Source organism: Bowmanella denitrificans (genome assembly GCF_002887595.1).
GTDB classification, from domain to species: domain Bacteria; phylum Pseudomonadota; class Gammaproteobacteria; order Enterobacterales; family Alteromonadaceae; genus Bowmanella; species Bowmanella denitrificans.
On sequence record NZ_PEBU01000001.1, the window covers coordinates 680414 to 702800 of the forward strand.

The window sequence follows — 22387 nt, forward strand, 5'->3', positions numbered from 1 at the left end:
ATGGAACTGATTAACGCAACCAATATGCCGGCGGCGTACACCCAAGGGATGGATAAATCCGGCCGGGAAAGTCTGGTGGTGGTGGTTAAAGGTACCTTTACGCTGCCGCTGGACGGTAGTTTGCCCAGCTTACTCGAACAACAAGCGCCGTTAGTTGAAGCCGATGTTTATCTGCAGGAACCAGGTTTGTCAGCCTGTCTGTATGAATCTGATTTTGCCCCCTTTAAACCGCGCTGCGATGTATTACTGAACGGTTCTGCCTATGCGCCCAACGGCCAACCGGTGAAAGAACTGGATACCCGTTTGCGGGTTGCGAATATCGATAAAACCCTGCATGTGGTGGGGAATCGCTTATGGTATGCCGATGCCGGCAGCATAGGTAAAACCTTCGCCGAACCTTTTAATGTGATGCCGCTGCATTACGGCCGAGCCTTTGGCGGCCTGGATGATTTTCATCATGATGAAAATAAACGTGATGCCTATATGGATAACCCTATAGGCCGGGGTTTTCATCGCCATCTGCAAGACAAGCTGGTGCATCACACCCCGCTTCCTAATATTGAAGAGCCAGGTCATCCGGTCAAAAAACCAGACGGGCAATACCGGCCAATGGCCTACGGGGTGGTGGGCAGAAGCTGGCCACAGCGTGCCAGATATGCCGGCACATACGACCAGAATTGGGTGGATACTGTTTTTCCGTTTCTACCTGACGATTTTAACGAAGCCTATTATCAATCAGCACCCAATGATCAGCAATGCGACTATCTGCGAGGCGGCGAATGGGTGGAATTACATAATCTAACACCAACAGGTGCCACCCGTTTTCAACTGCCCGTCGTTAGTGTGCCGATAGTCTATTTCATGAACGACCAGGCAGAGAAGCAGTCCCAAGCCATTATTGACACGCTTGTTATTGAGCCTGACCTCGGGCGTTTTTGCCTGACCTGGCGCGCATCATTGCCCTTGAAACGCAACTTATTTGAGGTAAATCAGATTTTGGCTGGCAGGATGCCCAAAGCTTGGTGGCGGGCACGCAAATCAGGAAAGGCATATTCACCTGGATTACACAAGCTTAGGCAAGTCATGGAGACAGAGGATGAATAACGGGCCATTGGCTATTACCACCACAGGTATGGTAACAGGGGTAGGATTTGACGCCCAGAATAGCTGCGCCGCCATTCGCGCTACCTTGGATAATTTCCAGGAAACCAGATTCAAAGACCATGCAGGAAACTGGTTGCTCGGCTGTCAAGTGCCCTTGAAGGAGGGAACGTGTGGCAGTGAAAAGCTAGTTGCCATGCTTACCATGGCGATATCAGAGTGTATGGCTTCTGCAAAAGTTTCCTTGTCATCAACCCCCTTATTAATCTGCCTGCCTGAAATTCACCGTCCAGGTATTCCAGCAAACCAAGGCAATCAGATTTATTTCAAGACAGAGCAACAACTTGGCTGTCGGTTCCATACCGATTCCTTGGTCATTAAACATGGCCGCGCCGGTGGCCTTATCGCTCTGGAGAAGGCCCGACAACTCATTTATGAACATCAGCACCAACAGGTGATTGTTGCCGGTGTCGACAGCTTACTCAACGCCCGGACTCTTAGACATTTCGAGCAACAACATCAACTTCTAACCAGTCGTAACTCTGACGGATTTGTTCCCGGCGAAGCAGCTGCAGCATTGCTAGTAGAGAAACCGGTAAACAATTCAAGACTGGTTTGTTTGGGCATTGGATTTGGTCAGGAAACAGCAACCTTCGATTCTGAAGAGCCTTTGCAAGCTAACGGCTTAAAAGACGCCGTGTCGATGGCATTAAACCAAGCTCAACTTTCAATGACCGAGATAGATTTTAGAATTGCTGATATGTCCGGTGGACAGTATTGGTTTAAAGAGAGTGCATTATTACTTAGCAAACTACTCAGAGTGCATAAGGAAGGATTTCCTTTATGGCTTCCAGCCGATTGCACGGGAGAAGTTGGAGCAGCAACAGCCCCGCTGGCCATCAGTTATCTTGTCAATGCGTTTGAAAATGATTTCTCGAACGGCCCGCGGGTGCTTCAGCACTGCTCTAACGATGATGGGTACAGAGCCGCCGCCGTATTTCAGTTTGGAGGCACCGAGTAATGGGAAACAAAGTTTATGCCAACGGCAGAGAAATAGCCTGCAAAGCTGGCAGCGGCAAGGTAATAGCTGCTTTTCCGGACGTATGCTTTACGCCTCCAGATAAAGTCCCGCCCACACCACCTGGGGTACCAATACCTTATCCGCTATTCAGTAAAAATGCTGATACGACTAAAGGGACTAAAAAGGTCACTATTGGCGGCAAAGAAGTAATGAAACGAGATGATTCAAATTTTAAAACTTGTAACGGAGATGAGGCAGGCAGTACCGCTAAAAAAGGGATCATAAACGGCAAACTTACCGGTAAAGTTTACTTCACCAGTTGGTCAATGAATGTCAAGGTAGAAGGCAAGAATGTAGTCCGGCATTTAGACCTCACCACCAGCAATCACTCATCGCCCAATGCTAATGCTGCGGTGCCCTGGGCTCATGTAGCCACACAAAGCGTCAATGGAAATAGTTGTAAAGCCATAGTGGCAGAAATACATCCTTATGATAAAGCAGACTGTCCTTCGGGTAGTCAGTCTCACCACATTATTGACAACGCCTGTTTCGTCATGCCTGGAGCAAGGAGCATGGCGCTGAAAAATATTGAGAGCAGTGCATCCGGACAAGCAAAACGCAATATTTTTCAGCCGGGGTCAGGCCACCCTGGAGAGAAATACAACCAAAATAAAGCCCCTTGTATTTGTTTGGAAGGGGAAGCAAAGATAGATGGCACAGAGCACAATATTGCCCATGGACATACTAGCCGTGCGGCAAAGAAAAAATGCTCTGCAGACGGAAAATCGAAATTCAAAGATCTCAAAAGCGACGGCGCAAAATCAATTAAGAAAGCCAAAGGACTGGAAAGCTGGGAGGAAGAATGTATCAAATTGGTTATCGACAGCCATTTTAAAGACTTTAAAGACGATACCGAACTCCCCGCCCCCGGACAATCATGCTCGGCCAGTCACTTTAGTAATGGCAAAGGTAAAGATTGCCAGGCTTCAGAGTTGATAGATATCTAATTAAGGGAAGTGCACATGCAATTAAACTCAAAGCAACATCTGCAGATTACGGGCATCCTGGAGTTGGCTGAAAACGACTTACTGTTTAAAGCTAGCTATTCTAAAAATAGCCCTTTAGGCAATCAAAATGAAACGCTGTTGATTAGACAGGCAGGTACAACCACTTCCTTGCTCAGAGCATTTGACACCGAAATCAAGATTTTGCTGTCTACACCAAACAATGGGATTACTGCAATATCATCATTTGGTGATATTTACATGTTCGATGGCCAACAATGGCAGGACCAGCAAACCGAGCCAGAAGATCCAGAGTACATATTTGCCGCACTGGCCTGGGAAGATGATATCTACGCGTGCTGCACTTTGGGCAAAGTGATGAAGTTCAATGGTCAGCAATGGCAAGTATTATCTGACGATTTGAGTGGAGAAGAGCTCGATACCTACGACCTTTGTATGACTCAAGATGGGTTAGTCGTTTGTGGTGAAGACGGTTTGCTGGTATGCAAAAAGCCTACAGGTAGTGACGTTTATGATATTCCAACCAATGTCAGTTTGATGTCTATAGTACAAACCCGAACAGAAGAATTAGCCTGTGTAGGTCGTAAAGGCACTATGCTAATAGGTAGTAAGGATAGCTGGAGTCTGGTTGACACTCATGGAATAGAGGCGAATCTAAGCGACATCACAAGATGGCGCGAACACTTATATGTAAGTGCCAACCAGCAAATACTGGAGTTTGATCAGCATATTTTGATAAATAAATACGACATTCCCTCTTTTAATGTCATTTCTCTATCCACCTCTTTGTGGAGCATTGGTCTGCAGTCCTTACATCAGTTTGACGGCCAAAACTGGCAGGAAATCATTATCCATCTGGACCTAAGTTAAGATGCAGACGCATACCATAAATACACCTCAGAGTCGGGCAATACCCGTCATTGTGGATAGGCATGCAGAAGATGCCGCATTCTTATGGTTACAGTGGACCGACGCAACTTGTGAACCACACTACACCTTAAATGATCTTATTGACTTGGAAGAGCGTCTGAACAGTCACCTAAATGGTTTAAGGCTGGCTGGTGATCAGGGTATTCATGTTGCAAAGCAGCAAGTAACGCAGCATGGTGAGCCCGGTGAAATTTTTGTGGCGGTATGGCTTCTATGTAGCAATTGGGATGGTGAATGGTTTGATAAATTGTTGAATAGATGCCTGGGTGATCCAGACACCTACCAGGCACTTTTGTATGGTTTGGCCTGGTCAGCCCGCGCTGATACATTGACGAGCAGTTTGTTAAGCGCAAAAGCCATTGATTACCAGCTGTTAGGCTTACTATTGGCAGAACAGCAATGCAAAGATCCCGGCAACAGTCTCAGCGAACTAATACAACAAGGCAAGATGTTACCCGCTTTGATAGGAGCTGCGGGCAAGTTAGACAGGCGAGATCTTCTGAGTAAAATCACCTCCTACGCATTGCATCAAGACCCGCAAGTCAGCTTTAAGGCAAAGTGGTCTGCTTCTTTGTTGGGTGATTGGTCGGCAGTAGCTCAATTGGCTCAGCATGTATTGCAGAGCGGTCCAGGTGCCTGGCAGGGCATGTCATTGTTAGCCAGGAGACTTAGCCCTATTGAGTTGAGAAACTTGCTGGAAACATTGTCGGAAAACGCCCACACAACCAGATTAGCTATACAGGGCATGGGGTACAGCGGCGATCCATTCTGGCTGCCAGTCATTCTGAAACATATGCATGACCTTAACCTGGCACGCGTAGCCGGTGAAGCCTTTTCACTGATTACCGGGCTGGATTTGGCCTATCTGGATATGGACAGAGACTGGCCGGAGGGCTTTGAAAGCGGCCCCAATGAAGACCCCTTGGATGACAATGTTGAACTGGATGCTGACCTTAATTTGCCCTGGCCAGACTCGGCCAAAATACAGGAGTGGTGGCAAGCCAATGCAGCTCAGTTTACATCTGGTCAGCGCTACTTGTGCGGAAAACCCATCAACAAAGCCCAGTGCTACCAGGTGTTAAAAAACGGCTATCAAAGACAACGTCATGCTGCCGCGCTGGAACTGGCGTTAATGGGGGAGCCTTACTTTAATGTCTGCGCGCCGGCTAAGCGGCAGAAAGCCCTGTTGGACGCTATTCCTGATGCTGACTAACTACCTGCCCTGGTTATTCCTGGCCCTTGCGGTGGTCTTTGCCGCTCTGTGGCTTAAAGAGCGTCGGGCAGGTAGTACCAGCATCAAAGCCACAAACAGATTAAAGTTAGCGGCCGCTTTTTTTATCGTGGCCTTAATTCTACTTTATCCATTCATTTAACGGCGCAGTGGTAAGGTATCGTCCAGTGGCAGGGTATCTTTGTATTGTCCGGTCTGTTCCAGGTCTGACAGCCCTTCAGTAACGTCAACCATGACCAGGGTAATGTTGTCTCTGGCATGTCTCTGCAAGGCACTTTGCATCAAGTCTTCAGCCAGCTCAGGTAACGTCGGTTGCAGCAACATTCCCCCTAGTTCGGCATCTCCCATCACTTTGTTCAGGCCATCGGTACAAAGTAAAAATCTGTCACCTGGTAAACGTTCAAAGGAAAGCAAATCTAAATGCACTTCGTCATTGGCACCAATTGCACGGGTAATAACATTGGCAGCAGGGTGTATTGCCGCCTGCTCAGAGGTGAGCAGGCCTGCCTGGACCATTTCTTCCACTTGGCTGTGATCCCGGGTGAGCTGCGTAAAGCGCCCCTGGCGTAAGCGATAAATACGGCTGTCGCCGGCCCACAAACAATGCGCCAGTTTGTCATCAAACAACAATACGGCCACCGTGCTGCCAATCACACTGGCACCAGGCAACTGTTCGGCCATGCTAACCAATTTGTGGTTTACCAGTGACATACGTTCTTCTATTTGCTCTGGCCTGAGAGGAAAGCTATGCATATTTACCAAAGCGTTGAGATAGTCAACTATCAGGGCACTGGCGGTATCCCCCTTCTCATGCCCCCCCATACCATCAGCTACGCACCACAAGCCCGCTTGCGGAGCATCCAAGAAGTTGTCTTCGTTTATTTTTCTGATATTACCAACATGTGTCTTGGCAAAGGACGTCCAGGCGTTTTTATTCATTAGGCCTCTATTTGTTTCAATTCCCTGAAAAAGCAATAGCCACCAGCAAAAGCACCGCCTATTACTGGAGCTTGCCTATAGTAAAGTACATATCTGTCGGCTTTGCCTGTCATTTATCTAATGATTTCTTACAGATAAACCGAATGTAGTTGAATTTGCTGACTAACAGAGCTACACATTTTAGACTTAGTAGTCTGTATAAAAAAGGAACATTGTCGGTGACGGACATATTAGACAAGACCATAGATCGCTACGAAATCAAGGAAGCTATTGGCGAAGGCGCCATGGCCAAGGTGTATCGTGCCTTTGATCCCGAGATTAACCGCTCAGTAGCATTCAAGGTACTTAAGGAAGACTTCTGTGTGGATCAGGAGTACCTCGCTCGATTTATGCGCGAAGCCAAAGCGGCTGGGGCACTCAATCACCCGAATATTGTAACGGTTTTCGATGTCGGTAAGGTAGAAAACTCGCCTTACATTATGATGGAACTACTCAGTGGTAAGGATTTGGGTGATGTTCTTAAAGAGAAGGGCAAGTTGCCACTGGCCGATACACTGAAAATTGGTATTCAACTGGCCAATGCCCTGGATTATGCCCACAAGGCTGGCGTTGTGCACCGGGATATTAAACCAGACAACATCATTGTAATGCCAGACGGTGTATCGATAAAAGTGGCTGATTTTGGTATTGCACGAATGGGTGAAAGTGAGGAGGCAATGAAAACCCAGGTGGGTTCGGTGTTAGGTACGCCGCGTTATATGTCTCCTGAGCAGGCCCTCGCTCAATCCGTAGATGGCCGTTCAGACCTATTTTCTGTTGGTGTCATTCTGTATGAGATGCTGTCTGGGGTGAAAGCGTTTGATGCCTCAAACATAGGCACACTGATGACACAAATCACCCAGATGCAACCAGCACCGATTAAAAAGCATCGCCCTGATGTGCCCGCTGGTATACAACAAATCATTGCAAAACTCCTTAACAAGTCACCAGGTAAACGCTTTCAGGATGGCGCTATACTGGCCAACGCCCTGCGCAAAGAATTGGCCGCCTTGCATGAACAAGAGAAAGAGCAAAAAAAGCACAAATACCTGCCTTTAAAAGTGCGATGGGCACTCTCCATGGGCGCTATTGTTGCGCTGGTATTGCTGATTAGCGTCAACATTGTATTTAGTATCCAGTCCAAGGCACTGACTAATCAAGCGGTAGACTCAGGTTCCTCCTTCGCTAAATTTATCGCCATAGAGACTGTGGTGCCATTGCTCAGTGAGGACTGGATTACCCTGGAAACCTTTATCAATGATGCCAGTAACAGAGAGACTTTCAGTTATCTGATTGTAATGGACAGGTTTGGCGTTATTCGGGGAGCAAGTAATAACAATTTGATAGGCACCAATTATCAGGACAACCAGGAAGCGGAATTGGTAGCTGAGCGCAGCGGTGTCAAGGTAAGCAGTGAAGCCATGGAAAATGGTGAGAAGGTCTTCAATATATCGACCCCGGTTTTATTCCAGGACACCGAAGTAGGGCAGATTGTATTAGGGTTGTCACAACAGAGTCTGGAAGAAGTAAAGAGTGTTACCGGATGGCTGATGTTTGCCCTGGCTCTGGTCACAATCTCTTCCGTGGTGCTGATGTTGTTTATTTTTGGTGCGCTGGTTGCCAGGCCATTCAGAGTGCTGAACGATGCACTACATGCTGTAGCAGAAGGCGATTTAGACCAGCGTATTTCTTTAACCAGAAACGACGAGATTGGTGAACTGTTCGAAAGCTTCAACCATATGGCGGCCTCTTTACAGTCGGCACAGGCACTTGAATTGGCAGATAGCAAACCCGAAGAAGTAGCTACGCAAAGTGAGCCGCGCACCTCTGAACAACCCGAATCTGAACAGTTAAATCCGGTTGAGTCGGTTGAGTCGGTTGAGTCGGTTGAGTCGGTTGAGTCGTCAGACAGTATGGAACAAACCCAGGTGCAGAAAAAAGGCGTTTCCCGCACCGCACGAAAGAAGAAACCTCAGGCAAGCGCCAAAGACGATGTGGCGAATATGGATAAAACTCAAATTGCCAGTACCAGCGGTAATGATGAGCCAGACATGGAAAGTGACAAAACAGTAATAGGCCAAAGCATGCTGAAGAACTCACAGTGACATCAAGACTAGCAATACTGATTTTGTGCATTCTGTTGTCGGGATGCACCATCAGCAATAGAAAACTGATCGCACAAAGTGATCATTTCTGGATCGTAGAAACCAGACACAATGACAGTTTCCCAGCATTGGCGCAGGACTACCTTGATGATCCTGCACTGGCATCGGTCATTGCCCGATACAATCCGGGCCAGTCTTTACAAACGGGGACATTGGTGGCCATTCCCAGAAAAAACCTCAATCCAGCCGCAGTTTATACGCAGGGAGTGCAAGTCGTTCCGATACTTTGTTACCACCAATTTACCCAAAAAGATAAAAGCACCAATAGTATGGTAGTGACCGCCAGGGCCTTCGAGAAGCAAATGGCTTATCTGAAAGAGCATGGGTATCAGGTAGTCACTCTGGATGACGTAGCAGATTTCCTCAATGGCGAGAAAAATCTACCAGATAAAGCCGTTGTTATTACAATCGACGACGGTTACGCCAGCTACTACCAAGTCGCTTACCCAATATTAAAAAAATATGGCTACCCCTCCACTTTGTTTGTCTATACCGACTTTGTTGGTATAGGCCGTTCTCTGAGTTGGCAGCAAATCAATGAATTGAACGAAGATCCACAGGTCAGTATTCAGTCGCACTCCAAAAGTCATAGTAATCTGGCGGCATCACAGGATGAAACTACTAATGACTACCTATTTCGACTAACACAAGAGGTGGAAAAGCCAGATCAGATTCTGCGGCACAAAACGCAAAAGGATATTAGTCATTTTGCATATCCTTATGGCAATAGCAGCCCGGAACTGGTGAAGTTGCTGAAAGATCGGGATTACCAATTGGCATTAACGGTACGTAAAGGCAGCAACCCCAGCTTTGCAGCCCCCTATTTACTGCGTAGAACCATGATTTATGGGCAAGACAGCCTGAATGGCTTTAGCAGCAAATTGGAGGTATTCAGGCAAATGAATTTGAAGTAAAGGTGCAATGACTTTCAAAATCGCCCTGCTATGTAGCATCGTATTAGGCCTTGCTGGTTGTGCCAGCCCTGTTGGCAACGTCTTCCCATTGGAAGAGCGCAAGTTGCAGGCGAAAGCACTGGAAAAGCGCCAGCAGTTGGCTGAAGCATTATTACAATGGGAGATTATTCAATCGGTCAATAGCAACGATCAAGATGCTGTTATCGCTATATCCAAATTGAAAAATGAAATCCACCTGAGTCTGCAAAAACACTATGCCAGCTTGAAAAAAGCCGAAGTAGAGGAAGACATAGAAGAGCAACGACTGTTGCTATTGAAGATCTTAGCCCTGAACCCGACTGACTCTGAGGCAATGGCATCTTTGCGTAAGCTGGAATGGCAGGACGCCTACCAGGCTGCCAGCGATAAAAACGCCAGCATGGCTAACTGGCGTATTGAAAAGCCAGTAACAAAAGACAGCGTCGCAAGACTAAAGCAGCCGTCAACCAATCTGCCGAAGCGAGAAAAAACACAGCAGTCTCTGCAGCAACGCAGCACTCAGGAGCGTATTGATCGGTTGTTGCAACAAGCAGAGCAAAAGTTACAAGGTCAACAATGGGCACAGGCCGGTGAAATCCTGCAACAGCTATCCGATTTCAATGGTACGTCCAGTTTGCAGACCAGCAAATTAATCAATATGAAGAAGCAACTCTCGGCTCAATATTACTCACAAGGTATGCGAGTGCTCACATCCGATATAGACCAAGCTATTGATGATCTACAAACCAGTCTTTGGTATGACCCAGACAATACCAAGGCCCGTTTACAACTTTCCCGGGCCAGCAAAATGAAGCAGAATCTGGAGGAAATTCGCAATCCTAAATAAGTGACTGTTACGAGCAATGCTCCGAATTAGTTTTTGATCTTCTCCAGCCGCTCTTTCAATTCCAGCGCCTGTGCAAGATAGAGTTTGGCACTATTATGGTTAGGGTCGACCTCCAATACCTTTTCCCATTTATCTATGGCCGTATCCAACTCCTGACGACGAAAAGCCGATGAGGCTTCACGGTGGTATTGGTCAGAGATTTCTTTCTGCAATATCAGCATTTCTTCCATGGCCTGACTATTTTGCGGATGCAACTCGGTGGCTTGCTTAAAGTCCCGAAACGCTTGCATCTTATTGCCATTAAGTAAACTTAGCCCGGCCGCTTCAGCAAAGTTTATCGACGCCTGATCTTTCTTGTCGGTAGCGGCTAGTTGCTGCCCATAACCTTCCAATGCGATCAGCGCAATGCTTCTGGCATCACGACTCAAATCTCCAAAGGCTTTCAGCGATTGATATTGCTCCACTGCAGCGGCAAAATCTTGTTGTTGAGTCAATGTGGTCATCCGCTCGAGCAGTGAGTCCTGACTTGGCGGCATGGGTTTGGCTGTTTCAGCCTTAACCAGTTCAGAGGTTACCGCATCTTCAATTGGATCTTCTACATTATCGGCTTGAGTTTCCGTTGCGACTTCAATCTCTTTGGCCTTAACATCGACGGGCTTTTGCTTCTCTGGCGTTTTTGCTGGTTGGCTACGCACAAACTTGGCTTCTGCGGTCAGCGGAATCCTGATGGTTTGGCCAATATTTACCCGGCTGGGGCTGGCAATATCATTGTATTTAGCCAATGCATAGAACTTCAACGGTGAATTAAGGTATTTACCCGCCAAGGTAGACAGGCTCTCACCGGAAGATAATGTCACTTCAAAAAACTCGGGGGGAAAATAACTGCTGGCAGGGGAGTCTATTTGTTTCAACAGCTCCTTGGCACTGCTACTGGCAGGAATATTGATAAGATAAGCCTGCAATTCTGCCTTGGCCTGTGGTGCTTCACCTTGCTCCAAATGCTCCAGGGCTTTACTGAATCTTTCCCTTGGTGACAGTCCCGGCTGCGCTTGCACAACAACTTGTGCTTGATTGGCAGTACCGGACTGCTTCTCCTCTTTTGAAAAAAACTTATCGGTGGCTTTGCAGCCAACCAACATGGCAATCAACACTATGGTTAATGCCGTTTTTGCACTGATATCCCTACTTTTAAGCATTTGCTACGTCCACCTGTTTAACACTACTGTTGCAATGCGTTACCACCTAACTCCGCATTTCCTGCTATTTTTTACATTCCGATCCAAGAATATAGCATAGTCAGCTTTGACCAAAAGCCCATTTAGATGAATAGATAAGTTACACTTCAGACAATTTCTCTCAGTACTTTATTTATGCCGAAACGTCACTACTGTATGGCTTGTCAGTTTCCTTTGTCGGTATGCTTGTGCAAATTTGTGCACAAAATATGTAATAGTGTTGAACTCACTGTGTTACAGCACCCAAGTGAAACCAAGGTAGCAAAGAATACCGCCCGATTGCTGGCCCTGGCACTGCAAAACATTCAGATAGTAGTTGGAGAAACAGCGCAGGACTTCAGGCAATTGCAAGCGTTTTGTTTGCAGCACCACAATGACGTTGCCTTACTTTATCCCTCAACAGTTAGTCGTCCTCTTGAAGAGCTCAATAAAGCGCATAACATAAAGTATCTGTTATTGCTGGATGGTACCTGGAAAAAGGCCTTCAAACTTTATCAATGTAATCCCTGGCTGACAGCATTGCCGTGTTGGCACTTTGCTCATCCACCAGCCAGTCAATATCAGCGCAAAGCACACCGCTCTGATAGTCTCTCCACATTGGAAGCTGCCGCTTATGGATTACACTTACTGGAAAATATCGACACCGCGCCACTGCTGGTATTGCAGCAAAAACGGCAGCAATTCTCAGGGCAGCGGCCAGACTAATTCTACCCTGGCGCCTCCCCCCGGCAGATTACCCAAATGTATCCGACCACCATGTTTACTTATGATTACATTTGCCAGCGTTAAGCCAATACCAGAGCCCCCCGTTTTGGTTGTGTACAGTGGGGTCAGGGCATTGTCCAAGTTAGCAAAACCAGCACCACAGTCGTCAACTTGCAGGACCTGACTTTTATCCCGGCAGTAACATCGAACCCAGACTTTGCGCTCGCCTTCTTCAGACGCTTCCAGTGCATTCTTCACCAGATTGATCAGCATCTGTGCAAAAAGTTCGGGATCAGCATAACAGCGACCTTCGCCACTAAATTCAAGTTGATCACCCGCTTTCAACAGGCCATTACATTGTTCCAGCACGGCTGAGAAGCTGAACCATTCTTGTCTCGGCGGTGGTAACTGAGACACAGATGCAAAACGTTGCACAAATTCCAGCAATACATTGGCTCTTTGCCTTACCCTTTCCAACACTTTTCGTACCTGCGACTCTTGCCAGTTATCACCGCAAAGCAAGGTATCAGCCATAGAAGACATGGGAGTCAGAGAGTTGCGTAATTCATGGCTAAGTACCCTGACCAAATTGGTTTGAATTGCCAACTCAGCCTGCTGAAGCGGCTGACTAATGTCGAACGCGGTAAACAGCCAGTATTGTTCGCCTTGCCATTCATAACGAATAGATTGGGTTTGCCAGCCTTTGTGTAACAAATGATGGCTTAGCCCCGCTGGTGTCATTTCAAAGCCAAGATCGGTGTAACTGCTTCCTACCAGGCGCGCGATACCAGGCAGGCTGTTGCTGGCAGGATTGGCATATAATAAAGTTCCCTGCCCACTAAACACACAGACCGGCTGACTCCAGTTGCTAAACATCAACTCAATCAGCAAAGCCAGACTTTGTTGTTGATGTTCAGCTCTCAATCGGTCTGCTGCCAGATTATCGATATCTTTACTCAATTGCGCCAGCAAGCCGGATTGTTGCAACTGATTTGGACATACCGCATCTTCGCCACTATGCAAACGCTGCACGTAGTTACTCAGCAACATCAAAGGCAAGTTCAATTGCTGCCAGAACTTGTATGTCAACCAGCCAAAAGGATAGAGCAGAGCGAATAGCAGGGTTAGCATGGCCAGCACGCTCCAGCCCCAATGCCATGTCAGAATTAGCAGCAAGACAAGAACCAAGAGTTGGATGCTGCAAAACAGCATCAGTAGTCGGGATTCTCTAGTCTTCATCAGGACCAAAATCCTGTTTGTCCAGTGCGAACTTTTCCATCCGCCGGTACAAGGCCATGCGGGAAATACCCAAAGCTTGTGCCGCTTTGCTGATATGTCCTTTATAGTGAAGTAAGGCAGCTTCCACTAACTCGGCTTCCACTTCTTCCAGCGGCCGCAAGCCAACCTGTCGTTTGGCAGAAGAGCCTGCCAGCATAAGCTGCGAAGACGAGATGATGCCATCACGGCAAATCAATACAGAGCGCTCAATCACATGACTCAGTTCACGAATATTACCCGGCCAGCTGTGTTCCCTCAAACGTTGAATGGCATCGTCAGATAGCCTAACCGGTCCTTTGTTATATTTGGCTGCAAAGGCCTGTAAAAAATGCTCGGCCAGGGGCGGGATATCTTGCAGCCTATCGCGCAGCGGAGGCAGTTCAATCACAAAAGTATTGAGTCTGAACAACAGATCCTGACGAAACTTACCTTCAGAAACACTGGCGTGCAGATCAGCATTGGTGGCACTAATAACCCTGACATCGGTAGAGCGTGTGAGGCTGGTGCCCAGCACTTCATATTCTCCTGTCTCCAGCACCCTGAGCAATTTAGGTTGAACATCCAATGGCAAAGTGCCCACTTCGTCCATAAACAGCGTACCGCCATTAGCCAATTCAAAGCGCCCTGTGCGCGCTTCTCTGGCATCGGTAAATGCACCTTTGGCATGGCCAAATAATTCGCTTTCAAACAGGGTGGCGGGGACAGCCCCCATATTGACCGTTACAAAGGGGCTTTCACTGCGCTGAGACAACTGATAAATGCGTTTGGCCAATTGCGATTTACCCGTGCCGTTTTCACCCAATATCAGAATATTGGCATCCGTTGGTGCTAATTGCTCCAGCATTAACTCCAGTTCTTGCATGGCAGGAGAAACCGCGATCCATCCATGGTGGGTTGTTTTAGCTGGCGATGGTATGACAGTATCAGCGATTCTTTCGCCCTGTAACTGCTGCTGAATAATCTGTAACAGGCGAGACTTATCCCAGGGCTTTTCAATGAAATCCACTGCGCCGCTCTTCATTCCCCTGACGGCCAGATCAACACTTCCCCAAGCGGTCATCAGAATCACTTTCAGCCCTTGCTGAACCAAAGAGGTCAGATACTCAAGACCTTCTTCGCCACTGGTAGTATCACGATGAAAGTTCATATCCAGCAATACAATATCAGGCCGATGGCGACTAACCTGTACCGCAATTTCGCGCCCGTCAGCGGCTTCAACAACACGGTACCCTTCGTTGCAAAGCAGCATGTCAAGCGCCAGGCGAATATCCTCATCATCATCTGCCACTAAGATAAGGCCTGAGTCCCGACGCATATAGTTGTTCCCGACAAAGATGTATACCCGCCAACCGGCGAAGGAAAGTAGGTAAAAAATAAAAGGGGCATTCTAAAGAATACCCCAGACAAGGTAAATTCGGGTCAATGCTGTTTTATGCAACATGGTCGAATATTGGTTATTACAGTTCCCTTAGCACACGCATGGGGTCTGACTGGATTGTTCTCCAACTGGGTACAGCCACCGATATCAACATAGCCAATGCCAATACCAAAGCAACCATCGCACTCACTGACCAGGTAAACTCGGGGAGCTGCTCGACTAAACCGGCCATATACTGATAGCCAAATACCGAAACAACAAATCCTAATGCCAAGCCCAGCGCCAACATCAGTCCGGCATCCCTAAGCAGTAACTTAAGCAGTGAAAACTGTTTAGCGCCGGTAGCCATGCGCACCGCCATTTCATAGCGTTTTTGGGCCGCAGTCATCTGGCTGAGACCGGATACGCCAATAACTGCCAAAGCTAGGGTCAGTGCAGCCATGACTAAAACCACGTACATATTTAACCTAGCGCTTTGCGTCATACTTGACCAACGGCTCTGAATGGAATTGATAGCCACATCACCAAGACGTGGATCGAGATCGCGCAGCAAAGTGGCAACCGTTTCTTGGTCCAGATTTTCCCCCTCGGGCAAAATTACCAGCGTTGTCAACCGAGCACCGGCCAACTCTTCAGCAGCATAGAGGGTCGGTAAATTGTAGCTAATGTTGCTGCCCACAGTTGGGGTAATACTGTCTACTACACCTACCACCGTCAGAACATCATCATTTTCGCTACCGACACGCAATGCTTTACCTACAATGTCCTGCCACTGCTGCGAGCCAAAACGCTCCTCTGCCAGACGTTTATCCACAATAACGTTATCAGTGCCGATATCCTGTGCATTGATATCCCGTCCTGCCAGCAGTTTTATACCGAATTTTGCGAAGTATCCATCAGTAACCGGTGCCGTTATCATCATACGGTTTTCATTAGTTTCCGGGTCAGGAAAGCTGGTAATTCTCATATTGGCTCTTAACGGCAATGTTGATACGTCAAGCACTTGTGCGTTCAGACTGCTTAGTCGCTGGTTCATGCGCTGGCGTAATAGAAATAGTTCACTACCCTTGTATTCTTCGTACTCATCAAGATTCTGCTGCCAGGCTTCGTCAGCGTATTCCATGCTGACTTCAAAGGCGTTTGGCAGTTCAAACCCCAGTGATTGATACACTTCATCAAAACTGTTTTTTGCACAAATCAGGGATATTGTCAGTAATAAACAAGCCAATACTAACTGCACAACCATTAGGATACGTCCCAATGCCTGATTTTGCTGCGATGGAGTCCCCTTGCCACTGCTGTTAAGACTATCGGTCAGGCTGTCTTTCTTGACATGTATTAAGGCGACAAAGGCAAACAGAACATTAATAATGCACACGGTAGCAAGTCCGACCACGGCGCTACTAGTATCCAGTTGGATATGAGATAGCAAAGGCAGACTGTCACCAGCCAGGGCAGGCAGGAAACGAATTAACCAAGCCGCAGCCAGCAAACCCAATAGCGTAGCTAAAGCGAACATTGGCAGATTTTCCACAAAAATTAGATTTCTCAATCTCTGCACCGTCGACCCCATGCAAAGCTGTATGGAGAACTCTTTATTGCGGCCTTGATAATGTGCAATAAACATATTGAACAAGTTCAAACAGGCCATCACTAACAGACTCACCATCGCCAGCAATAATGCTAAAACTAACACATGGCTATCTCCCATAAATGCATCACGATAAGGTAGGATCTCTGCAGTAAATGGCTTGGACAGGATAAATTGTTGCGCTTGCTCCTCAGAGATCTCGGCTTTTACGTAGCCACGGAACCAGCTTTCTATTTCCTGGGTACTGGGTAGCATCCCTGAATTGGCTCTGACAAGCGTGATGACACCATTAGTAATGTTAAGTGTTTCAGGTTGGGTCAGTGACTCCTGCATATTTTCAAACAACCAGACCTGCTGATAGCCTTGATCCATATCATCATCAGACTCCACGCTGACAAAGTCTGCCAGCACACCTAAGATTGGATAATCTTTGCCAGCCATGCTGACAGTCGTATTCAGAACATTTTCACGTCCACCAAGCGCAATCTGCCAGAAAGAATTGGATATCCAGATGCCTTGCTTAGCTTCATCTGCCGTTGTGGTTTGACCCAGCAATATATCCAGTCCAAGCACTTCCGGGCTGCCCATAGAAGCATTTATGCGGGTAACGGTATACTGCTGCGCATTTATTGTCAGATTACTGTCCCCTAATCGAAACTGGGCCCAATTCAGTTCATTACCGAATTGTTGCTGTAAATGGGCCACCCTGCGCAAATCGCTTAGAAACGAGACGGAAATGTCGTCGGTAAACTGCAAATTAGCACTTACCTGATACAGATGACTTTCCTCTTTGATATCCGGTAGCGGCAACAACAATAGGGTTTTGGCGATGGCCACCACAGTTAGCACGGCGGCTAATGTCATGCCCAGCGTCAGGACCAGAGGCAAACTCAATCTTGGTAATGTAAGCAGCCGCACCACCCCCTGTTTCAACGCGCTCTGGTAAAGGCTCATGCGACCTCCTTATCCGCTTTAATTTGCTGTTCTGCCACTACTTTGCCATCCAACAACTGAATCTGACGATTCGCCAGGCCACTGTAACGACTATCGTGCGTTACCATCACTATCGTGGCACCTTGTTTATTCAGCTCCAGTAGCAGTTGCATCACTGCGTCACCGTTTTTTGTGTCCAGGTTACCTGTCGGCTCGTCCACCAAAATCAGGTCTGGGTTGCCTACCAGAGCACGGGCGATAGCGACACGCTGTTGTTGTCCGCCTGAGATTTGATTGGGCCGGTATTCTATTCTGTGTCCCATGCCAACCTTTTCCAGCGCATCTGTGACAGCGGCTTTAATCGCTTCTTTGTTTTCACCGCGGTGTTCCAGTGGCAAAGCCACATTCTCAAACACGGTCAAACTATCAATCAGGTTAAAGGACTGGAACACATAACCTATATGCTGGTTACGCACTGCAGTGCGCTGATCCACCTTCAAACCACGGGTATCGATACCCGCAATCTGGTAACTACCTTCTGTAGCACTGTCCAGCAAGCCCATAATGGTGAGCAGGGTGGATTTGCCACATCCTGAGGGGCCGGTAATAGCCACAAACTCTCCTTGTTTCACTTCCAGACTGATACCGCGCAGGGCATGCGTTTCGATTTGCTGGCCAAGGTAAGATTTATGAATGTCACGCATTGAGACGATAGTTTTCATCTGGTTATCCTTTTTGTTCAATCTGAATTTTTTGGTGGCTGGCCCATTGCTCAGGCATTTGGGCGATAACTTGTTCATTGGCCTGCAGGCCGGAAAGTACCTGTAAGTGTCCCTGGCTGATATCACCAAGTTCTATGGTGCGTTGCTCAGCCAGTCCTTCACCGGTCATCACAAAACGTTGCAACTGACTTCTGGGGCGCAATCCTGGGGCTTGTGCGACATAAAGGGCCTGCTGCAAAGACTGTAAGAATATCTGACCGGTAACTGACATAGCGGGGCGGGCATCGGCAGGGAGTTCCCCTTCAAGCCCGACTTCCGCCAGTACGGTGCCGTTGGTTACAACAGATTCAACCCGGTTAACCTTGCCTTTAACTTCACCTTTGCGGGTTTGTACCAGAACATCGGCCCCTAATTGAATCTGGTCTGCCTGATGCTGAGGAACACGCAATCTGGCCAGTAGTTTGCTGTCGCTACCCACTTTGCCCAGTGACGCGCCCTGAGGCACATTTTGCCCCAACTCAACATCCAGACTTTGCAATGTGCCTTCAATACCAGCCGTTATCTGCAGATCCTGTAGCTGAGTCTGTAACAGAGCGACCCGCTGTTCCTGCTGTTGCACTTCTATTTTCTGTTGTTGCAGTTGCAGGGCCTGCATTTCCATAAATTGCACTAACTTCTGTTTCTCAAATTCCAATCTGCGCTTTTGCAGTTTTACATCCAGCTCGGCGCGTTTAATATCCAGACTGGCAGAAACCCCACGGTCCTTTAGTTCAATTAACACCGCCAGTTCCATTTCAGCCTGTTCCAGGGCTGATGCTATATCTGCGACTTGTCCCTCAAAATCTAATTTGTCATTGTTTTGTTCAAGCTCAAAAGACGCCAGCGCAGCCTGCTGCCTCAGTAATTCACCTTGCTCATGACTAACTTCTTGCTGAAGCTCTGGATTGGCTAGCAATAAGATAGGTGTGTCGGCTTTAACACTGGCTCCTGGGCGTTGATAGATCATCGCCACTTTACCCATTGATTGAGCGGTAAGCAGCCGTTCTTCCGCAGAAAAGAATTCGCCGAAGGCCTGACTGTACAAATTCATATTGCCCTGCTCAACAGCCAACAGTTGCACCTCACTGGCAGACACACTGGGGATGTTCTCGCTGTTTAAGCTATAGATGGACAAAGCCAGCAGGGCACCCACACCCGCCGCCATATACCAGCCCCGCTTAGAAGATTTTTTTTCTAGATTAATTTGCACGATGACACTCCGATTCACACTTGCTTGTTAAGCGTAATGAAAGTGTCGTACCAATTTTAATTATCTTTAAAATACAAATAGTTAACTAATTTTCAGAATGGCTAACTCAGTTAACTATGTTCGTATTCAAGCAGGCTTGTTCGAAAACGAACAATGTACTTATGCAGTGAATTTGAAGGGTAGCGTCGTTCTCTGTGTAATGGACACATGGCTTGCTAGGTAAAATTCGGCTCTGACTAGCGCCGATGAATACTTCCTGCAAACAGAAAACCCGCCGGGAGGCGGGTTTCTAAGATAAATTTCCAGACGGAAACTTATTTACGCATGTTCTTAATCAGGCGCAGCTGGGCAATGGCTTCTGCCAGCTCTGCCGCCGCTTCAGCGTAGTTAAGATCATTGCTTGCATTGGCGATATGCTCTTCAGCACGACGCTTGGCATCCAGTGCGGCCTGTTCATCCAGGTCCGCAGCACGAACGGCCACGTCAGCCAGCACAGTGACGTTACCAGGCTGAACTTCTAATACGCCACCGGCGATGTAGATCAGCTCTTCGTGACCATGCTGTTTAACCAGTCGCACCATACCAGGCTTAAGGGTAGTCAGTAGCGGAGCGTGACCAGGGTAAATACCCAGTTCACCTTCGCTGCCGGTCACCTGAATGGTTTCTACGCGACCAGAGAAGATCTTGTCTTCGGCGCTCACCACTTCGAGATGTACAGTCATAGCAGCCATTTCACCTCCTTACGGTTAACTAATGCACCGCCGGCTGGGCCAGCGGTACCCCCTTACATGCCCTTGGCTTTCTCGATGGCTTCCTCGATGGAACCCACCATATAGAAGGCCTGCTCCGGCAGGTGATCGTATTCACCGTCCAGGATGCCTTTGAAGCCGCTGATGGTGTCTTTCAGAGCCACGTACTTACCAGGAGAACCGGTAAATACTTCCGCTACGAAGAACGGCTGGGACAGGAATCGCTGAATCTTACGAGCGCGGCTGACCACTTGCTTATCTTCTTCAGACAATTCATCCATACCCAGGATGGCAATGATGTCTTTCAGCTCTTTATAACGCTGCAGAACGGACTGTACGCCACGGGCAGTATCATAGTGCTCCTGACCGATAACCAGTGGGTCCAACTGACGAGAGGTGGAATCCAGCGGATCAACCGCAGGGTAAATACCCAGCGCAGCGATATCACGGCTCAGTACAACAGTCGCATCCAAGTGAGCGAAGGTAGTAGCTGGAGACGGGTCAGTCAGGTCATCCGCAGGTACGTATACGGCCTGGATAGACGTGATAGAGCCAGTTTTGGTAGAGGTGATACGCTCCTGCAGAACACCCATCTCTTCTGCCAGAGTAGGCTGATAACCTACTGCAGAAGGCATACGACCCAATAGTGCAGATACTTCGGTACCGGCCAGGGTGTAACGGTAGATGTTATCTACGAAGAACAGTACGTCACGACCTTCGTCACGGAACTTTTCCGCCATGGTCAAGCCAGTAAGCGCTACGCGCAAACGGTTGCCCGGTGGCTCGTTCATCTGACCATATACCAGAGATACTTTATCCAATACGTTGGAGTCATTCATCTCGTGGTAGAAGTCGTTACCTTCACGGGTACGCTCACCAACACCGGCGAATACAGAATAGCCGCTGTGTTCGATAGCGATGTTACGGATCAGTTCCATCATGTTTACGGTTTTACCAACACCGGCACCACCGAACAGACCTACTTTACCACCCTTGGCGAACGGGCATACCAGGTCAATTACCTTGATACCGGTTTCCAGAAGCTCAACCGCGCTGGATTGATCTTCATAGCTTGGTGCTTCACGGTGGATAGACCATTTCTCTTCCTCACCGATAGGACCTGCCTCATCGATAGGATTACCCAGTACATCCATAATCCGGCCCAGGGTAGCTTTACCCACAGGAACAGAAATAGGCGCACCAGTGTTTTCAACTTGCAGGCCACGACGCAAACCGTCAGTGGTACCCAAAGCGATAGTACGAACTACGCCGCCACCAAGCTGCTGCTGAACTTCCAGCGTCAACCCGTTCAAGTCACCAGAGGTAACTTTCAGTGCGTCGTAAACCTTTGGAACCGCGGACTGTGGAAATTCAATATCCACAACGGCACCGATTATCTGGACGACCTTACCTTGACTCATAATTTGTCCTCTTGATTTTTAAACCTTTGCCTACACAGCTGCGGCGCCGCCGACGATTTCGCTGATTTCCTGCGTAATCGCCGCCTGACGGGCCTTGTTGTAGATCAGTTGCAGTTCGTCAATCAGGTTGCCCGCGTTATCTGTCGCGGCTTTCATGGCAACCATTCGCGCAGCCTGCTCAGAGGCGGCGTTTTCAACTACACCCTGATATACCTGGGATTCCACATAACGAACCAGCAACATATCCAAAATAGGTTTTGGATCCGGCTCGTACAGGTAGTCCCAACGGTGCTTGTATGCTTTGTCGTCAGACTTGGGCAAAGGTAGCAATTGACTGATCTTGGGGGCCTGAGTCATGGTATTCACAAAATTGTTGTATACCAGATACAGACGATCGATCTCGCCATTGTCAAAGGCGCTGAGCATGACCCTAACCAGGCCAATCACGTCTTTAACGCTGGGCGCATCACCGATTCCCGATTCCGCTGCCAATACCTTACCGCCGAAACGGTTGAAAAAGCTGCAGGCTTTCGAACCTAAAGCAGCAAATTGCACTTGCGCGCCTTTTTGCTGCCAGGCTTTGGCATCTTTTACTACCGCCTTGAATTCGTTGGTGTTTAAGCCACCACATAATCCACGATCAGTAGAAATAACGATGTAACCTACGGCCTTGACATCACGCTCTTCCATATATGGATGACGGTATTCAAGGTTGGCGTTGGCAAGGTGACCAATCACGCTGCGCATGCTGTCAGCGTATGGACGGCTGGAAGCCATACGGTCTTGCGCCTTCTTCATTTTGGAGGCGGCAACCATTTCCATAGCGCTGGTGATCTTCTGAGTATTTTTGATACTCCCGATCTTACCTTTTATCTCTTTACCACCGGCCATGACAC

Annotated in this window: 19 protein-coding genes; 9 read left to right on the forward strand and 10 right to left on the reverse strand. The window is 48.0% G+C overall.

Features of this window, described 5'->3' with window-relative positions; genetic code table 11:
* From CSR04_RS03150 to CSR04_RS03170, 5 genes are read left to right on the forward strand one after another with little or no spacing between them, the layout of a single operon-like run.
* Positions 1–1104 (forward strand): DUF2169 family type VI secretion system accessory protein, encoded by a 1104-nt coding sequence (locus tag CSR04_RS03150; RefSeq protein WP_102794757.1) that lies wholly within the window; start codon positions 1–3, stop codon positions 1102–1104.
* Positions 1097–2122: a beta-ketoacyl synthase N-terminal-like domain-containing protein gene (locus CSR04_RS03155; protein ID WP_102794758.1), complete on the forward strand. Its 1026-nt coding sequence runs from the start codon at positions 1097–1099 to the stop codon at positions 2120–2122. Before CSR04_RS03150 ends, CSR04_RS03155 begins: the two co-directional genes overlap by 8 nt.
* The gene (locus CSR04_RS25345; protein ID WP_102794759.1) at positions 2122–3129 is read left to right on the forward strand and encodes a PAAR-like domain-containing protein; all 1008 of its coding nucleotides are present in this window, start codon (positions 2122–2124) and stop codon (positions 3127–3129) included. Before CSR04_RS03155 ends, CSR04_RS25345 begins: the two co-directional genes overlap by 1 nt.
* Positions 3130–3144: 15 nt before the next feature.
* A complete protein-coding gene (locus tag CSR04_RS03165) occupies positions 3145–4017 on the forward strand; it encodes a hypothetical protein (RefSeq protein WP_102794760.1) in 873 nt (290 codons plus the stop codon).
* A gap of 1 nt (position 4018) precedes the next feature.
* Complete coding sequence (locus tag CSR04_RS03170) at positions 4019–5290, forward strand: TIGR02270 family protein (RefSeq protein WP_102794761.1); 1272 nt, start codon at positions 4019–4021, stop codon at positions 5288–5290.
* 156 nt (positions 5291–5446) lie between these two features.
* On the opposite strand, the gene CSR04_RS03175 is transcribed toward CSR04_RS03170, so the two are convergent.
* A complete protein-coding gene (locus tag CSR04_RS03175) occupies positions 5447–6247 on the reverse strand; it encodes a PP2C family protein-serine/threonine phosphatase (protein ID WP_102794762.1) in 801 nt (266 codons plus the stop codon).
* A 218-nt stretch (positions 6248–6465) separates the two neighbouring features.
* Between CSR04_RS03175 and CSR04_RS03180 the strand changes: the two genes are divergently transcribed.
* The 3 genes from CSR04_RS03180 to CSR04_RS03190 are packed head-to-tail and all read left to right on the forward strand — an operon-like array spanning position 6466 to position 10230.
* The gene (locus tag CSR04_RS03180) at positions 6466–8391 is read left to right on the forward strand and encodes a protein kinase domain-containing protein (RefSeq protein WP_102794763.1); all 1926 of its coding nucleotides are present in this window, start codon (positions 6466–6468) and stop codon (positions 8389–8391) included.
* Complete coding sequence (locus CSR04_RS03185; protein WP_146027092.1) at positions 8388–9365, forward strand: polysaccharide deacetylase family protein; 978 nt, start codon at positions 8388–8390, stop codon at positions 9363–9365. Before CSR04_RS03180 ends, CSR04_RS03185 begins: the two co-directional genes overlap by 4 nt.
* 7 nt (positions 9366–9372) lie before the next feature.
* The gene (locus tag CSR04_RS03190; protein ID WP_102794765.1) at positions 9373–10230 is read left to right on the forward strand and encodes a hypothetical protein; all 858 of its coding nucleotides are present in this window, start codon (positions 9373–9375) and stop codon (positions 10228–10230) included.
* A 26-nt stretch (positions 10231–10256) separates the two neighbouring features.
* Here the strand turns inward: CSR04_RS03190 and CSR04_RS03195 are convergent, their stop codons facing one another.
* The gene (locus tag CSR04_RS03195) at positions 10257–11426 is read right to left on the reverse strand and encodes a LysM peptidoglycan-binding domain-containing protein (RefSeq protein WP_102794766.1); all 1170 of its coding nucleotides are present in this window, start codon (positions 11424–11426) and stop codon (positions 10257–10259) included.
* Between the two features lie 195 nt (positions 11427–11621).
* Here CSR04_RS03195 and CSR04_RS03200 point away from each other — a divergent pair, with 195 nt between their 5' ends.
* Positions 11622–12170: a tRNA-uridine aminocarboxypropyltransferase gene (locus tag CSR04_RS03200; protein ID WP_245921335.1), complete on the forward strand. Its 549-nt coding sequence runs from the start codon at positions 11622–11624 to the stop codon at positions 12168–12170.
* Here the strand turns inward: CSR04_RS03200 and CSR04_RS03205 are convergent.
* The 8 genes from CSR04_RS03205 to atpG form a co-directional block, all read right to left on the reverse strand.
* On the reverse strand, positions 12150–13409 hold the full coding sequence (locus CSR04_RS03205) for a sensor histidine kinase (RefSeq protein ID WP_102794768.1): 1260 nt from the start codon (positions 13407–13409) through the stop codon (positions 12150–12152). The genes CSR04_RS03200 and CSR04_RS03205 overlap by 21 nt on opposite strands.
* Positions 13399–14763: a sigma-54-dependent transcriptional regulator gene (locus tag CSR04_RS03210; protein ID WP_102794769.1), complete on the reverse strand. Its 1365-nt coding sequence runs from the start codon at positions 14761–14763 to the stop codon at positions 13399–13401. Before CSR04_RS03210 ends, CSR04_RS03205 begins: the two co-directional genes overlap by 11 nt.
* A gap of 142 nt (positions 14764–14905) precedes the next feature.
* On the reverse strand, positions 14906–17371 hold the full coding sequence (locus CSR04_RS03215) for an FtsX-like permease family protein (RefSeq protein ID WP_102794770.1): 2466 nt from the start codon (positions 17369–17371) through the stop codon (positions 14906–14908).
* Positions 17368–18072, reverse strand: a complete 705-nt coding sequence (locus CSR04_RS03220) for an ABC transporter ATP-binding protein (RefSeq protein WP_102794771.1) — start codon at positions 18070–18072, stop codon at positions 17368–17370. Before CSR04_RS03220 ends, CSR04_RS03215 begins: the two co-directional genes overlap by 4 nt.
* Positions 18073–18076: 4 nt before the next feature.
* A complete protein-coding gene (locus CSR04_RS03225; protein ID WP_146027093.1) occupies positions 18077–19321 on the reverse strand; it encodes an efflux RND transporter periplasmic adaptor subunit in 1245 nt (414 codons plus the stop codon).
* Positions 19322–19635: 314 nt separating this feature from the next.
* Positions 19636–20052 carry a F0F1 ATP synthase subunit epsilon gene (locus CSR04_RS03230; RefSeq protein ID WP_102794773.1) on the reverse strand — a complete coding sequence of 139 codons (417 nt, stop codon included), beginning with the start codon at positions 20050–20052 and terminating at the stop codon, positions 19636–19638.
* Between the two features lie 53 nt (positions 20053–20105).
* The gene (gene atpD / locus CSR04_RS03235; protein WP_102794774.1) at positions 20106–21491 is read right to left on the reverse strand and encodes a F0F1 ATP synthase subunit beta; all 1386 of its coding nucleotides are present in this window, start codon (positions 21489–21491) and stop codon (positions 20106–20108) included.
* A gap of 30 nt (positions 21492–21521) precedes the next feature.
* Positions 21522–22382 carry a F0F1 ATP synthase subunit gamma gene (gene atpG / locus CSR04_RS03240; protein ID WP_102794775.1) on the reverse strand — a complete coding sequence of 287 codons (861 nt, stop codon included), beginning with the start codon at positions 22380–22382 and terminating at the stop codon, positions 21522–21524.
* Positions 22383–22387: the final 5 nt, after the last annotated feature.

Bases quoted from the DNA above. Each gene is read 5' to 3' on its own strand.
- CSR04_RS03150 (WP_102794757.1), top strand. From the start codon at position 1: ATGGAACTGATTAACGCAACCAATATGCCGGCGGCGTACACCCAAGGG.
- CSR04_RS03155 (WP_102794758.1), top strand. From the start codon at position 1,097: ATGAATAACGGGCCATTGGCTATTACCACCACAGGTATGGTAACAGGG.
- CSR04_RS25345 (WP_102794759.1), top strand. From the start codon at position 2,122: ATGGGAAACAAAGTTTATGCCAACGGCAGAGAAATAGCCTGCAAAGCT.
- CSR04_RS03165 (WP_102794760.1), top strand. From the start codon at position 3,145: ATGCAATTAAACTCAAAGCAACATCTGCAGATTACGGGCATCCTGGAG.
- CSR04_RS03170 (WP_102794761.1), top strand. From the start codon at position 4,019: ATGCAGACGCATACCATAAATACACCTCAGAGTCGGGCAATACCCGTC.
- CSR04_RS03175 (WP_102794762.1), bottom strand. From the start codon at position 6,247: ATGAATAAAAACGCCTGGACGTCCTTTGCCAAGACACATGTTGGTAAT.
- CSR04_RS03190 (WP_102794765.1), top strand. From the start codon at position 9,373: ATGACTTTCAAAATCGCCCTGCTATGTAGCATCGTATTAGGCCTTGCT.
- CSR04_RS03195 (WP_102794766.1), bottom strand. From the start codon at position 11,426: ATGCTTAAAAGTAGGGATATCAGTGCAAAAACGGCATTAACCATAGTG.
- CSR04_RS03200 (WP_245921335.1), top strand. From the start codon at position 11,622: ATGGCTTGTCAGTTTCCTTTGTCGGTATGCTTGTGCAAATTTGTGCAC.
- CSR04_RS03205 (WP_102794768.1), bottom strand. From the start codon at position 13,409: ATGAAGACTAGAGAATCCCGACTACTGATGCTGTTTTGCAGCATCCAA.
- CSR04_RS03210 (WP_102794769.1), bottom strand. From the start codon at position 14,763: ATGCGTCGGGACTCAGGCCTTATCTTAGTGGCAGATGATGATGAGGAT.
- CSR04_RS03215 (WP_102794770.1), bottom strand. From the start codon at position 17,371: ATGAGCCTTTACCAGAGCGCGTTGAAACAGGGGGTGGTGCGGCTGCTT.
- CSR04_RS03220 (WP_102794771.1), bottom strand. From the start codon at position 18,072: ATGAAAACTATCGTCTCAATGCGTGACATTCATAAATCTTACCTTGGC.
- CSR04_RS03230 (WP_102794773.1), bottom strand. From the start codon at position 20,052: ATGGCTGCTATGACTGTACATCTCGAAGTGGTGAGCGCCGAAGACAAG.
- atpD (WP_102794774.1), bottom strand. From the start codon at position 21,491: ATGAGTCAAGGTAAGGTCGTCCAGATAATCGGTGCCGTTGTGGATATT.
- atpG (WP_102794775.1), bottom strand. From the start codon at position 22,382: ATGGCCGGTGGTAAAGAGATAAAAGGTAAGATCGGGAGTATCAAAAAT.